Below are 13,912 nucleotides of genomic sequence, written 5' to 3'. Positions count from 1 at the left end.
CGGAGGAGCTCATGGGGTCTGCCGCCGTCCTCGTCGCCAATCGCGGGGAGATCGCCGTACGGGTGCTGCGCGCGGCCGCCGAGCTGGGGATGCGCACGGTCGCCGTGCACGAGCCGGGTGACGAGGCGCATGTGCGGGCCGCCGACGAGAAGGTGGCGCTCGCGGCCGGGGGCTGTCTCGACGCGGCCGCGCTGGTGGACGCCGCGCGACGCACGGGCTGCGGGTATCTGCATCCGGGATACGGGTTCCTGAGCGAGTCGTCCGAGCTGGCCGGGCGCTGCGCCGAGGCCGGGATCGTCTTCGTCGGCCCCTCCCCCGAGGTCCTCGACCTGTTCGGGGACAAGGCGCGGGCGCGGGCCCTCGCCGTCGAGGCGGAGGTGGCGGTGCTGCCGGGCACGCTCGGCGCGACCTCGCTCGACGAGGCGCGGGGGTTCCTCGCGGGCGGGCCCGTGATGGTGAAGGCGCTCGGCGGGGGCGGCGGGCGCGGGATGCGCGTCGTGCGCACGGCGGCGGAGCTCGACGAGGCCTGGGAGCGGTGCGCCTCGGAGGCCCGACAGGCCTTCGGGCGGGCCGAGTTGTACGTGGAGCGGCTGTGGGAGGGCGCCCGGCACATCGAGGTGCAGATCCTCGCGGACGGCGCCGGTGCGGTGGGGCATCTCTGGGAGCGGGACTGCAGCGCGCAGCGCCGGCACCAGAAGCTGGTGGAGATCGCGCCCGCGCCCGGGCTGGACGCGGGGTTGCGGGACCGGCTGCTCGACAGCGCGCTGCGGCTCGCCCGCGCGGCCGGCTACGAGGGCGTGGGGACGGTCGAATTCCTGGTGCGGGGCGAGGAGTTCGTGTTCATGGAGGCCAATCCGCGCCTTCAGGTCGAGCACACGGTGACCGAGGAGATCACCGGCGTCGATCTCGTCGCGGCGCAGCTGCGGATCGCGGCGGGCGCGCGGCTCGCGGACCTGGGGCTCGCCGGCGCACCGCCCGCGCCGCGCGGCTTCGCGGTGCAGGTGCGGGTGAACGCGGAGGTCACGGCGGCGGACGGCGCGGTGCGGCCCTCCGCCGGGCGGATCACCCGCTTCGACGTGCCGACGGGGCCCGGGGTGCGGGTGGACACGGCGGTGCGCACCGGCACGGAGATCGGCACCCGCTTCGACTCGCTGCTCGCCAAGGTGGTCGCGCACGCGCCCGGCGGCGGCCTGGACGCGGCGTGCGGGCGGGCCCGGCGGGCGCTGGACGAGTTCGTGGTGGAGGGGGTGTCGACGGGCGTGCCGCTGCTGCGCGCGCTGCTCGACCACCCCGGGTTCACGGCGGGCGGCGTCGACACGGGTTTCGTCGAGCGGCATCTCGCCGAGCTGGCGCCGCCCGAGGCACCCCGGCCGGAGACGGACGCGGGCACGCTCGTCGCGCCGATGAGCGGCACGGTCGTCGCGGTGGAGGCGGAGCCCGGCCGGGCGGTCGCGGCGGGCGCCGTGCTCGTGGTCCTGGAGGCCATGAAGATGGAGCACGTGGTGCGCGCAGAACAGGCCGGTTTCGTACGGGAGTTGCGCGTGTCGGTCGGGGAGACGGTCGCCGAGGGCGCCGAGCTGGTGCTGCTCGAACCGGGCCGGGAGGCAGGGCCCGCGGAGCGGGAGGACGCCGGGCCGGTGGACCTCGACGCGGTGCGGCCCGATCTCGCGGAGGTCGTGGCGCGGCACGCGTTCGGGCTCGACGAGCACCGTCCGGCGGTGGTCGACAAGCGGCATGCGGCCGGTCGGCGCACGGCGCGCGAGAACCTGGAGGACCTCTGCGACCCGGGAACGTTCACCGAGTTCGGCGCGCTGGCGGTGGCGGCGCAGCGGCGGCGGCGCCCGGTGGAGGAGCTGATCCGGGACACGCCCGCCGACGGCATGGTCACCGGCACGGGCCGGGTCGGCGGCGCGCCGGTCGTCGCGATGTCGTACGACTACACGGTGCTCGCCGGGACGCAGGGCATGAACAACCACGCCAAGACGGACCGGATGCTGGAGGTCGCGGAGCGGCGCGGGCTGCCGGTCGTGCTGTTCGCGGAGGGTGGTGGCGGACGGCCCGGGGACACGGACTCGACGGCGGTCGCGGGCCTGAACGTGACGACGTTCCATCACATGGCGCGGCTCAGCGGGCGGGTTCCGCTGGTCGGTATCGCGTCCGGCCGCTGCTTCGCGGGGAACGCGGCGCTGCTCGGCTCCTGCGACGTGATCATCGCGACGCCGGAGGCGAACATCGGGATGGGCGGCCCGGCGATGATCGAGGGCGGCGGACTCGGCGTGCACCGGCCCGAGGACATCGGGCCGCTGTCGGTGCAGGTGCCGAACGGGGTGGTCGACCTGCCGGTCGCCGACGAGGCGGAGGCGGTGCGGACGGCCCGCGCCTACCTGTCGTACTTCCAGGGCCCGCAGGGAAGTTGGGAGGCGCCGGACCAGCGGCTCCTGCGGCATGTCGTGCCGGAGAACCGGCGGCGGGCCTACGACGTGCGGGCCGCGGTCGACGGGCTGGCCGATGCCGGCTCGGTGCTCGAACTGCGGCGCGGGTTCGGGGTGGGCGTGGTGACGGCGCTGATCCGGGTCGAGGGCCGGCCGATGGGGCTGATCGCGAACAACCCCGGGCATCTGGGCGGCGCTCTGGACCGGGACGCGGCCGACAAGGCGGCGCGCTTCCTGCGGCTGTGCGAGTCCTTCGGGCTTCCGGTGCTCTCGCTGTGCGACACCCCGGGCTTCATGGTCGGCCCGGACGCCGAACGCACCGCGACGGTAAGGCAGTTCGCGGATCTGTTCGTGGCCGGGGCACGGCTCACCGTGCCGCTGGTGTGCCTGGTGCTGCGCAAGGCGTACGGGCTCGGGGCGATGGCCATGATGGGCGGGTCGACGCGGGCGCCGCTCGCGACGGCGGCCTGGCCGAGCGGCGAGTTCGGCGGGATGGGTCTGGAGGGCGCGGTGCGGCTCGGCTACCGCAGGGAGCTCGCGGCGATCGACGACCCGGCCGAGCGGGAGCGTGCCTTCCAGGAGCGGGTCGCCGAGCTGTACGAGCACGGCAAGGCGGTCAATGCAGCGGCCGCGCTGGAGATCGACGGGGTCATCGACCCGGCCGCCTCCCGGACCTGGCTACTCTCGGCGCTGGACACGCCGTCGACGGCACGGCATTGACCGGCGAGCAGAGGGGTACTCCGACGATCATGCGGATCAGTGTGGTGGATGTCGGGTCGAACACGGTGCGTCTCGCGATCGCGGACGCGGCCGACGGGGCGCCGCTGCCGGTGCACACGGCGAAGCGGCGGCTGCGCCTGTCCGACCGGGTCGACGACGACCGGCGGCTCGGCCCCGAGGCGGTGTCGGAGATCGTCGAGGCGGTCGCCGGAGCGCGGGACGAGGCCCGGCGCTGGGGCAGCGACGAGCCGTTCGCGTTCGCCACGGCGATCGTCCGGGACGCGCCGAACCGGGACGAGGTGCTGCGCGCCGTGCAGGAGGGCGCGGGCCTGCGGCTGCGGGTGCTGCCCGGCGAGGTCGAGGCGGAGCTGACGTTCCTCGCGGCGCGCCGCTGGCTGGGCTGGCGGGCCGGACCGCTCGGCGTGCTCGACATCGGCGGCGGCTCGCTCGAGGTCGCGTTCGGGCGGGGCCGGGAGCCGAGCTTCGCGGTGTCGCTGCCGCTGGGGGCGCGCCGGCTGACGCGCGAGCACCTGCCGCAGGACGAGGACCCGCCGACGGAGGAGTCCCTCAAGGCGCTGCGCCGTCACGTCCGCCACCAGCTCCGGGACGTGGCCGCGCGGATCCGCTGGGAGGGCCCGCTCACCGTGGCGGCCACCTCACGTACGTTCACGCAGCTGGCACGGCTGTGCGGGGCGGCCCCGGGCCGCCACGGCCCGTTCACGGAACGCCGGTTGAGCCGCAAGGCGCTGCGCACCGCGATCTCCGAACTCTCGGTGCTCCCCGCGCCCGACCGCGCCGCGCTCCCCGGCATCTCGGCCCCCCGCGCGGCCCAGTCGCTCGCCGGGGCGCTGGTAGGACACACGGCGATGAAGCTGATGGACGTCCGCGAACTGACCCTGTGCCCCTGGGCGATCCGCGAGGGCATCCTCCTGCGCCGCATAGAGGGCGACACGGCCTGGTGGAACGGCCTCACGGACCCGGTCCTGCCCCACATGAGGGACCCCCTCCATGAGGAGAGTCTGCGGCTGGCGGTGCGGGGGTGACACGGCGGCCCGCCTGACGTGACGTTCACCATGAAGCGGCGGCGCCCCTTGTGGGGCGGCGTCCGTGCTGGTCAGCTGGGATTCCGTATCGCATCACGCTGGAGGCCCCGTTGTTCGCGTCCGTGGACGATGTCACCGCGCGCCTGGCCGAGACCGGCTATCTCGCCTCGCCCGCGGTGGCCACCACCGTCTTCCTCGCCGCCCGGCTCGGCAAGCCGCTGCTCGTCGAGGGCCCGGCGGGCGTCGGCAAGACCGAGCTGGCGAAGGCCGTCGCGGAGATCACCGACGCCCGGCTCGTGCGGCTCCAGTGCTACGAGGGCGTCGACGAGTCCCGCGCGCTGTACGAGTGGAACCACGCGAAGCAGTTGCTGCGGATCACGGCGGGCCGTGACGAGACGTGGGACCGGACGCGTTCGGACATCTTCAGCGAGGAGTACCTGCTGACGCGGCCGCTGCTGACCGCGATCCGGGGCACGGACCCGAAGGTGCTGCTCGTCGACGAGATGGACAAGGCCGACGTCGAGGTGGAGGGCCTGCTCCTGGAGGTGCTCAGCGACTTCCAGGTGACGGTGCCGGAGCTGGGCACGATCACCGCGGAGCGCCGCCCGTTCGTGGTGCTGACCTCGAACGCGTCCCGGGAGCTGTCGGAGGCGCTGCGCCGCCGCTGCCTGTTCCTGCACATCGACTTCCCCGACGCCGAGCTCGAGCGCCGGATCGTCGCGCTGAAGGTGCCCGAACTCGACGCGGTGCTGGCCGAGTCGCTGGTCCGGGTCGTGGGCGCACTGCGGGCGATGGACCTGCGCAAGGCGCCCTCGGTCGCGGAGACGGTCGACTGGGCGCGCACCCTCCTCGCGCTCGGCGCGGACCGGCTCGACGAGGAGGTCGTCCGGCAGTCGCTCGGCGTCGTCCTCAAGCACCAGGAGGACGTGCGCACGGCCGCCGCCAAGCTCGACCTGGACGCCGTGTGAGCACCGCCCCGTCGGTCGCCGACCGGGTGACCGATCTCGTACGGGCCCTGCGCACGCACGGCGTCCGGATCGGCACGGGCGAGAGCGTGGACGCGGCGCGTGCCGTCGCCGAGCTGGGCCTCGACAACCGGGAGCACCTGCGCGAGGGCCTCGCCTCGGCGCTGCTGCACGACCAGGGCCAGCGGGCCGTGTTCGACCCCGTCTTCGAGCTGTACTTCCCGCGCGGGATCGGCGCCCCCGGGCAGCCGGGCGAGGGCTTCGACCGGGACGAGCTGCGCGAGCGGCTCGCCGAGGCCCTCGCGGCGAACGACCGGGCGGCGCTCGCCGGGCTCGCGGCCGAGGCGGTGGACGGGCTCGGCGGCTACGGCTCGACGCCGGGTTCGGACGGGTACTCGGCGCACCAGACGCTGGACCGCCTGCGCCCGCAGACCCTGCTGGCCCGGATCATGGCGGGTTCCGGGTCCGCCGCCTCGGGCGCGTTCACCGACCGGATCGCGGCCGACGAGGTCCGGGCCCGGATCGAGGACTTCCGCGAGCTGGTGCGGGCCGAGGCCCGCCGCCGGGTCGCCGAGCGGCGCGGCACGGACGAGATCGCGCGCCGCATGGCGGTGCGGACGGCGGACCGGGCCGACTTCCTGTACGCGGGCAAGGCCCAGCTCGCCGAACTGCGCCGGGCCGTCCATCCACTGGCCCGGAAGCTCGCCACACGCCTCGCGGCACGCCGGCGCCGGGCGGCCCGCGGCCACATCGACCTGCGCCGCACGCTGCGCGGCTCGCTGTCGACGGGCGGGGTGCCGATGCGCCCGGTCCTGCGCAGGCGCCGCCCGGCCCGGCCCGAACTGGTGCTGCTCTGCGACGTGTCGGGCTCCGTGGCGGGTTTCGCGAACTTCACGATGCTCCTGGTCCAGGCCCTGCACGACCAGTTCAGCAAGGTCCGCGTGTTCGCGTTCGTCAACCGGATCGACGAGGTCACCGGCCTCCTCGACCACGGCACGGCGGACCCGGACGGCCTCGGCGCCCGCATCACGGCGGAGGCGGCGATCACGGGGTGGCACGGCAGCAGCGACTACGGCACGGCGCTGGGAGAGTTCGTCGAACGTTACGAGGCGGCGGTGGGCCCGCGCACGACGGTCTTCGTCCTCGGCGACGCCCGCAACAACCAGCAGAACCCGAACGTGCCGTCCCTGAGCCGCATCGCCCGCACGGCCCGCCGCACCTACTGGCTGAACCCGGAGCCGAAGTCGCTCTGGGACACGGGGGACTCCGCGGCGGGCGTGTACGCGGACGTGGTGCCGATGTACGAGTGCCGCAACGCCCGGCAGTTGAGCGCGCTGGTGGGGAGGCTGCTGCCGGTGTGACGCCGCGTCGACCCGCGGCTTCCTCGCTCGGGTGGGCTGGGTGGCCGGATTCGAACCGGCGTCCTCCTCTCATGCTGTGTGAGGCGCGACGACCACTGCGCTACACCCGCCCGCCCGGATCCTACCGGGCCGCTCCGCTCATGTGCGGTGGATCGGCCCCGCCAAGCCGCTCAGCGGAGCGCCCGTCCCGCCCCGGCGGGCGGCGACGATCTCCGCCCCGATCGACACGGCCGTCTCCTCCGGCGTACGGCCACCGAGGTCGAGCCCGATCGGCGAGCGGAGCCGTGCCAGTTCGGCGTCGGTCAGGCCCGCCTCCCGCAGCCGCTCCAGGCGGTCCTCGTGCGTCCGGCGCGAGCCCATCGCCCCGATGAACGCGGCCGGCCGGCGCAGCGCCTCCTCGAGGAGCGGCACGTCGAACTTGGCGTCGTGCGTGAGCACGCACAGCACGGTCCGCTCGTCGGTGTGCGTGGCCCGCAGATAGCGGTCGGGCCACTCGACGACGACCTCGTCCGCCTCCGGGAAGCGGGTGCGCGTCGCGAACACGGCGCGCGCGTCGCACAGGGTCACGTGGAAGCCGAGCAGTTTGCCGACCCGGACGAGCGCCCCGGCGAAGTCCACCGCGCCGAACACGATCATCCGCGCCGGCGGCACCGACGACTCCACGAAGAGAGAGACGTCGCCGCCGCAGCGCGCGGAGCTCTCCGGCACCGCGCACACCCCGGTCCGCCCGAGGTCGAGGAGCGCGCCGGTCTGCGCGGCGAGCGCGGCGTCATCCGCCGAACCGAGGTCGCCGGCGGTCGAACCGTCGGGCCGCACCATGAGCACGCGGCCGTCGGCGGGCAGCTCGCCGGGCCCGTCGAGGACCCGGGCGAGCGCCACCGGTTCGCCCCGCGCGGCGAGCGCGAACGCCTCGGTGAGCGCGGCCCGGCCGGGCGAGTCCGCCCGGACCGGGACGACGTGCACCTCGACGCTGCCGCCGCAGGTGAGTCCCACGGCGAACGCGTCGTCGTCGCTGTACCCGAAGCGCTCGCGCCGCACGGTGCCGTCGCGCAGCGCCTCGGCGCACAGTTCGTACACCGCGCCCTCGACGCAGCCGCCGGACACCGAGCCGATCGCCTCGCCCGCCGCGTCGACGGCGAGGGCCGCGCCGGGCGGCCGGGGCGCGCTGCCGCTCACCGAGACAACGGTGGCGACGGCGAACTCCCGGCCCTGCGCGGCCCATTCACCGAGCGGCCCGGCGAGGTCAAGCATGCGGGGCGTCCCCTCCGGCCTCGGCGAGCAGCACCCGGTCGGGGCGGATCGGCAGGTCGCGGTGGCGGACGCCGGTCGCGTGGTGCACCGCGTTGGCAATGGCGGCGGCGGTGCCGACGATGCCGATCTCGCCGATGCCCTTGATGCCGACGGGGTCGTCGGGGTCCGGGTCCTCGATCCAGACGGCCTCGATCTCCGGCACGTCCGCGTTGGCGGCGACGTGGTACCCGGCGAAGTCGGCGCCGACGTGACCGCCGGACGCCTCGTCGCGGACGGCCTCCTCGTGCAGCGCCATCGACAGGCCCCAGGTCATGCCGCCGACGAACTGGCTGCGCGCGGTGAGCGGGTTGACGATGCGGCCCGCCGCGAAGACGCCGAGCAGCCGCCGGACCCGTACCTCGCCGGTGGTGACGTCGACGGCGACCTCGGCGAACTGGGCGCCGAACGCGTGCCGTTCCTTCTGGGCGAGGGCGGCGATCAGGGCGGCCGTGTCCGTGCGGGCGGTGATGCCGTCGGCCGGGATCTCGACCCCGGTGACGAGCTTCTCGCGCAGCTCCGCGGCGGCGGCCATGACGGCCCAGCCCCAGGAGCGGGTGCCCATGGAGCCGCCGGCGACCCAGGCCGGCCCGAAGTCGCTGTCGGCGATCCGGACGTGGACCCGCTCGGGCGCCACGTCGAGGGCGTCGGCCGCGATCGAGGTGAGCGCGGTCCGGGCGCCGGTGCCGACGTCGGCCGCGGAGATCTTCACCGTGAACGTGCCGTCCTGTTCGGCGGTCACGGACGCGGTCGAGGGCGCGGCGTTGGAGGGGAAGGCGGACGCGGCGACACCGGTGCCGATGAGCCAGCGGCCCTCGCGGCGGGCGCGCGGGCGCGGGTCGCGCTCGCTCCAGCCGAAGCGGCGGGCGCCCTCCTCCAGGCAGCCGAGCAGGTTGCGGCTGCTGAACGGGAGGCCGGAGAGCGGACCGGCCGTCGGTTCGTTGCGCACGCGCACCGCGATCGGGTCCAGGCCGAGCCGCTCGGCGAGTTCGTCGATCGCGGACTCGACCGCGAAGGAGCCGGGCGCCTCGCCGGGCGCGCGCATCCAGGTCGGGGTCGCCACGTCGACGGGCGTGACCCGGTCGACGGTGCGCAGCGCGTCGGTCGCGTACATGACGTGCCCGTACCCGGCGCTGGCCTCGACGAACTCGCGCAGGTTCGAGGTCATGCACTGGGCCTCGTGCTCGAAGGCGCGCAGTCGTCCGTCGGCGTCGGCGCCGAGCCGGACCCGCTGGGCGGTGGGGCTGCGGTAGCCGGTGATCGCGAAGACCTGGCGGCGCGTCAGCGAGATGCGTACCGGCCGCTGGAGCTCGGTGGCGGCCATGACGGCGGCGATGTGGTGCGCCCGCAGACCCTTGGAGCCGAAGGCTCCGCCGACGTGCTCGGAGCGCACGTGCACGGTCTCGGGGTCGAGGGAGAACATGCGGGCGAGGTCGTCGGCGACCCACTTGCTGCCCTGGTTGGCGTCGAAGACCTCCAGGCGGCCGCCGTCCCAGCGGACGGTGACCGCGTGCGGCTCCATGGCGCTGTGGTGCTGCTCGGGGGTCGTGTACGAGGCCTCGACGACGACGGCGGAGGCGGCGAGTTCGGCCGCCAGGTCGCCCTTGGAGTCCTCGCGGCCCTCGGGCGTGTAGGTGCCGGGCCGGTCCGCGGCGAAGACGACGTCGTGCGGCTCGGTCTCGTAGCGGACGACGAGCGCCTCGGCGGCCTCGCGGGCCTGCTCGGAGGTCTCGGCGACGACGAGCGCGACGGGCCAGCCGACGTGCGGCACCCTGTCGTGCTGGAACGCCTCGACGATCGGGTCGGGCTGGCCGAGCGCGCCGAAGAACTCGGCGCTGACCCGCGGCGCGTTGCCGTGGTGCAGGACGGTGAGGACGCCGGGCATCGCGCGGACGTCGGCGTCCTCGATCGCCGTGATCCGGCCCCGGGCGATCGTGGACAGGACGAGCCAGCCGTGCGCGAGGTCGGTGAACGGGATCTCGCTCGCGTAGCGGGCCGCGCCGGTGACCTTGTCGTGGCTCTCGATCCGGGTGCGCGCGACGCCGACCGCGTCGGGTTTCGCCGTGGTCGTCATCGGGCGGCCTCCTCGGTGAGTTCGGTGAGCAGCGCCACGACGAGATTACGCATCAGTGGCACCTTGTACGTGTTCTGCGACAGCGGCCGCGCGGCGGCGAGCTCGGCGTCGGCTGCGGCGGCGAAGGTCTCGCCGGTGGCGGGCGCGCCGATGAGGACCTGCTCGGCGGCGCGGGCCCGCCAGGGGCGGGAGGCGACCGCGCCGAACGCGAGCCGGGCGTCCTGGACGACGCCGTCGCGGACCTCGAGCGCGGCGGCCGCGGAGCCGATCGCGAAGGCGTACGAGGCGCGCTCGCGGACCTTGCGGTAGCGGGAGCGGGCGGCGACGGGCGCGGGCGGCAGGACGAGGCCCGTGACGAGCGCGCCGGCCGGCAGGGCCGTCTCCAGGTGCGGGGTGTCGCCGACCGGGCGGTAGAAGTCGGCGAGCGGCAGTTCCCCGGGCCCGTCGGCGGTCTCGTAGGTGACGACGGCGTCGAAGGCGGCGAGCGCGACGCCCATGTCGGAGGGGTGCACGGCGACGCAGGCGTCGCTCGCGCCGAGGATCGCGGCGTTGCGGTGCTCGCCGGCGAGGGCGGGGCAGCCGCTGCCGGGGTTCCGCTTGTTGCAGGGCTTGGTCACGTCGGTGAAGTAGCCGCAGCGGGTGCGCTGGAGCAGGTTGCCGCCGACGGTCGCCATGTTGCGCAGCTGGCCGGAGGCGCCGGCGAGCACGGCCTGGGTCAGGGCGGGGTAGTTCCGGCGCACGTCCGGGTGGGCGGCGAGGTCGCTGTTGGTGACCGTGGCGCCGATGCGCAGGCCGCCGTCGGGCGTGGACTCGACGCGGTCCAGGGGCAGTTCGCGTACGTCGACGAGCCGGCCGGGGCGTTCGACGCCCGCCTTCATCAGGTCGACGAGGTTGGTGCCGCCGCCGAGGAAGCGGGTCTCGGGGTCGGCGCCCGCGAGGGCGACGGCTCCGGACACGTCCAGGGCGCGCTCGTATCCGAACTCCCTCACGCGACGGTCTCCTTCTGGCTCTTCTGGCTCGCGGCGGCGGCCTGGGCGACGGCCCGGACGATGGAGACGTAGGCGCCGCATCGGCACAGGTTGCCGCTCATGCGCTCGCGGATCTCCTCGGGGGTCAGCGGCGGCGGTGCCGCCTCGGGGCTCACGTCCTCGGTCACGGCGGACGGCCAGCCGGCCGCGTGCTCCTCGATGACGGCGAGCGCGGAGCAGATCTGGCCGGGGGTGCAGTAGCCGCACTGGTAGCCGTCGAGGTCGACGAACGCCTGCTGCACCGGGTGCAGCTCGTCACCCTCGGAGACGCCCTCGATGGTGGTGATCTCCCGGCCCTCGGCGGCGACGGCCAGCTGCAGACAGGCGACGGTCCTGCGGCCGCCGACCAGCACGGTGCAGGCACCGCACTGTCCGTGGTCACAGCCTTTCTTGGTCCCGGTCAGGTCGAGCCGCTCACGCAGGGCGTCGAGCAGGGTGGTGCGGTGGTCCACGGGCAGCGTGTGCTTCTCCCCGTTGATCTGCAGGGTGATGACGCTGGACGTGGCGGGGTCGGCCGATGGCATGAACAGCCTTCTTTCGCGGGTCTGTTGCGAGGAGAATCTGCGCATCTGCGCGGTGCGGGGGCGGGGGCCGGACGGTGGTCGCCGGCCCGGGCCGGGGTTAGAGTGCGGGCTAAGCGGACAGTTGTCCGTTCTGCGGTTCAGTAACGTAATCGACAACTGTCCCGCCCAGCAAGGACGTTTCCGCGCCACGGTCGAAGGAGGAGGCGTGCGGCAGCAGCCGGACAAGAGCCCCGCGCAGCGCGCGGACGCGCAGCGCAACCGCGCGCGCATCCTCGAAGTGGCCCTCGCCGAGCTGACGCGGTCGGCGCAGGCCCCGCTCAGCACGATCGCCCGGCTCGCGGGGGTCGGCCAGGGCACGTTCTACCGGAACTTCCCGAGCCGTGAGGCGCTCGTCCTGGAGGTGTACCGCTACGAGGTGCAGCAGGTCGCCGACGCGGCCGAGCAGCTCCTGCGGACCCGGGCGCCCGAGGTGGCGCTGCGCGAGTGGATGGACCGGCTGGCCCGGTACGCGATGGCGAAGGCGGGCCTCGCGGAGGCGTTGTGCGCGGCGACGAGTGCGCGCGGCGCGTTCAAGTCGCTGGCCCAGGGCCCGCTGACGCAGGCGCTGGAGCTGCTGCTCGCGGCGAACGACCGCGCGGGCACGATTCGCCCCGGCGTCAGCCCGGACGACTTCATGCTGGCGATCGCCGGGCTGTGGCAGATCGATCCGCATTCCGACTGGGAGCCTCGGGCCGCGCGGTTGCTCGATCTGGTGATGGACGGGTTGCGAACGGGGCGCTCCGCGGGTTGAGCGGGGGTTGGGGGGCGCGTCTGCCATGTTGCGGTGCGTCGCCGGGTGCCGCCCGGTGGGGCTTCTCGCGCCCACGCGGCGGAGCCGCTGATCGAAACCGCCCCGCGCCCCTAAGGGCACACTTCGTGCGCCCCAGGGGACGTCTTATGCGTGCTGGCAGGGCTTGCCGCCCCGGCGGGCACCCGACTGCTCAGCGCCTGAGCGAAGTTTCCGGGGGGGCGCGTCTGCCCTGTTGGGGTGCGTCGCCGGGTGCCGCCCGGTGGGGCTTCTCGCGCAGTTCCCCGCGCCCCTGAGGGCACACTTCGTGCGCCCCAGGGGACGTCTTATGCGTGCTGCAGGGCTTGCCGCCCCGGCGGGCACCCGTTGGCTTGGCGCCTGAGCTGCTGATCGAAACCGCCCCACGCCCCTGGGGGGCGTACTACGAGCGCTTGCGGGGCTTGCCGCCTCGGCGGGGGCCGGGCTGCTTGGCGCCTGGGCGGGGGCGGCCGGACGTGGCCGGCTTCTTCTGGGTCTTGTTCTGGGGCTTCTTGTCCTTCTGGGGCTTCTTCTCCGGCTGGGGCTGGGTGCGGCCCCGGGAGCTGTTCACCGTGCGGCCGCGCACGATGCCGATGAGGTCCTCGACCTGGTCCGTGGTGCGCTCCTCCGGCCAGGCGAGCGCCACGGCGGAGCCGGGCGCGTCCGTCACGGTCCGGTAGGTGAGGTCGCGGCGGTGGTGCAGCCGCGCGAGCGACTGCGGCACGATCAGCAGGCCCACCCCGGCGGCGACCAGCTCGATCGCGTCGGCCGTGGTCGCGGGACGCTCGAAGGCCGGCTGCCCGGGCGGGCGCTCCCAGTCGAGCACGTCGTCGAGCGGGTGCTGCACGATCTCGTCGGCGAGATCGGCGAGCGTGACCTCCTCGACGGCGGCCACGACGTGGTCCTTGGGCACGACGACGACGGTGGTCTCCGTGTAGAGCGGGATCGCGCTGAAGAACGTACGGTCCACCGGCAGCCGCACCAGACCGGCGTCCGCCTCCCCGCCGCGCAGCACACCGTCCACGTCGGCCACGGCCACGGGGACGAGGGTCAGGGGGGTCCCGGGCAGCCGCTCGTTCCAGATCCGCACCCACTTGGCGGGGGTCGCTCCGGGTACGTAGGCGAGCCGGAACCCGGGGGTCGCCGAGGGGTCCGCCGCGGGGGTCTGTTCCGTGCCTGTCACAGAGCCCAGGCTACCCGGCGTGGTCGGAGCTCTCCGCCGCGCTCGATACCCTTGACCTCATGACTTCGCACCAGAGCGCCCAGACCATGAAGCCCGCCACCGCGGCGAAGAAGCTGGGTGTGTACCTCGACGCCACCCCCGCAGAGTTCCAGGAGGGTGTCGTCTCGCGCGCCGAGCTGGCCGCGCTGCAGGCCGACCCGCCGCAGTGGCTGGTCGCCCTGCGCGCCGACGGCCCGCACCCGCGCCCGGTGGTCGCGGGGAAGCTGGGCATCTCCATCGCGGGCCTGGCCCGCGGCGGTGTCACGGAGGCGCTCACCACGGCCCAGATCGAATCGCTGAAGGACGAGAACCCGGAGTGGCTGCAGAAGGAGCGCGCCACGCAGTCGGAGGTCCGCAAGGAGACCGTCCGCGTGAAGAAGATGCACGCGGAGAAGGCGGAGCGCCAGGGCGGTCAGGACCAGCACTGAGCCCTGCCGGGGCTCACGGTCGG

Annotated in this window: 11 protein-coding genes and 1 tRNA gene; 6 read left to right on the top strand and 6 right to left on the bottom strand. The window is 74.7% G+C overall.

The annotated features are described in order from the left end of the window. Window positions 1–11 precede the first annotated feature (11 nt). The 4 genes from ACIBTU_RS23460 to ACIBTU_RS23445 all read left to right on the top strand — a co-directional run bounded on the left by ACIBTU_RS23460 (window position 12) and on the right by ACIBTU_RS23445 (window position 6,521). Window positions 12–3,152 carry a carboxyl transferase domain-containing protein gene (locus tag ACIBTU_RS23460; RefSeq protein ID WP_399128309.1) on the top strand — a complete coding sequence of 1,047 codons (3,141 nt, stop codon included), beginning with the start codon at window positions 12–14 and terminating at the stop codon, window positions 3,150–3,152. Window positions 3,153–3,181: 29 nt separating this feature from the next. Continuing rightward, window positions 3,182–4,195: a Ppx/GppA family phosphatase gene (locus ACIBTU_RS23455; protein WP_399128308.1), complete on the top strand. Its 1,014-nt coding sequence runs from the start codon at window positions 3,182–3,184 to the stop codon at window positions 4,193–4,195. A 110-nt stretch (window positions 4,196–4,305) separates the two neighbouring features. After that, on the top strand, window positions 4,306–5,163 hold the full coding sequence (locus ACIBTU_RS23450; RefSeq protein WP_399128307.1) for an AAA family ATPase: 858 nt from the start codon (window positions 4,306–4,308) through the stop codon (window positions 5,161–5,163). After that, window positions 5,160–6,521: a VWA domain-containing protein gene (locus ACIBTU_RS23445; protein WP_399128306.1), complete on the top strand. Its 1,362-nt coding sequence runs from the start codon at window positions 5,160–5,162 to the stop codon at window positions 6,519–6,521. The genes ACIBTU_RS23450 and ACIBTU_RS23445 overlap by 4 nt, the downstream gene beginning before the upstream one ends. 34 nt (window positions 6,522–6,555) lie before the next feature. Here ACIBTU_RS23445 and ACIBTU_RS23440 read toward each other — a convergent pair. From ACIBTU_RS23440 to ACIBTU_RS23420, 5 genes are all read right to left on the bottom strand, one after another. Continuing rightward, a tRNA-Leu gene (locus ACIBTU_RS23440) sits at window positions 6,556–6,631 on the bottom strand. 28 nt (window positions 6,632–6,659) lie between these two features. Beyond that, on the bottom strand, window positions 6,660–7,772 hold the full coding sequence (locus ACIBTU_RS23435; protein WP_399128305.1) for an XdhC family protein: 1,113 nt from the start codon (window positions 7,770–7,772) through the stop codon (window positions 6,660–6,662). Further along, the gene (locus ACIBTU_RS23430) at window positions 7,765–9,882 is read right to left on the bottom strand and encodes a xanthine dehydrogenase family protein molybdopterin-binding subunit (RefSeq protein WP_399128304.1); all 2,118 of its coding nucleotides are present in this window, start codon (window positions 9,880–9,882) and stop codon (window positions 7,765–7,767) included. The genes ACIBTU_RS23435 and ACIBTU_RS23430 overlap by 8 nt, the downstream gene beginning before the upstream one ends. Next, window positions 9,879–10,871 (bottom strand): FAD binding domain-containing protein, encoded by a 993-nt coding sequence (locus tag ACIBTU_RS23425; RefSeq protein WP_399128303.1) that lies wholly within the window; start codon window positions 10,869–10,871, stop codon window positions 9,879–9,881. Before ACIBTU_RS23425 ends, ACIBTU_RS23430 begins: the two co-directional genes overlap by 4 nt. Then, entirely contained in the window at window positions 10,868–11,434 is a 567-nt protein-coding gene (locus ACIBTU_RS23420; protein WP_399128301.1) for a 2Fe-2S iron-sulfur cluster-binding protein, read from the bottom strand. Before ACIBTU_RS23420 ends, ACIBTU_RS23425 begins: the two co-directional genes overlap by 4 nt. 205 nt (window positions 11,435–11,639) lie before the next feature. Here ACIBTU_RS23420 and ACIBTU_RS23415 point away from each other — a divergent pair, with 205 nt between their 5' ends. Continuing rightward, complete coding sequence (locus ACIBTU_RS23415) at window positions 11,640–12,224, top strand: TetR/AcrR family transcriptional regulator (RefSeq protein ID WP_399128300.1); 585 nt, start codon at window positions 11,640–11,642, stop codon at window positions 12,222–12,224. A gap of 418 nt (window positions 12,225–12,642) precedes the next feature. Here the strand turns inward: ACIBTU_RS23415 and ACIBTU_RS23410 are convergent, their stop codons facing one another. Next, complete coding sequence (locus tag ACIBTU_RS23410) at window positions 12,643–13,422, bottom strand: LysR family transcriptional regulator substrate-binding protein (RefSeq protein ID WP_399128299.1); 780 nt, start codon at window positions 13,420–13,422, stop codon at window positions 12,643–12,645. A gap of 59 nt (window positions 13,423–13,481) precedes the next feature. Between ACIBTU_RS23410 and ACIBTU_RS23405 the strand changes: the two genes are divergently transcribed. Next, window positions 13,482–13,889: a DUF5997 family protein gene (locus ACIBTU_RS23405; RefSeq protein ID WP_399128298.1), complete on the top strand. Its 408-nt coding sequence runs from the start codon at window positions 13,482–13,484 to the stop codon at window positions 13,887–13,889. Window positions 13,890–13,912 lie beyond the last annotated feature (23 nt).

The organism is Streptomyces sp. NPDC050145, assembly GCF_044460245.1.
In the GTDB taxonomy this organism is placed as follows: Bacteria; Actinomycetota; Actinomycetes; order Streptomycetales; family Streptomycetaceae; genus Streptomyces.
Note: the sequence above shows the minus strand (reverse complement) of the source record. Positions and strands in the feature narration are given on the sequence as shown.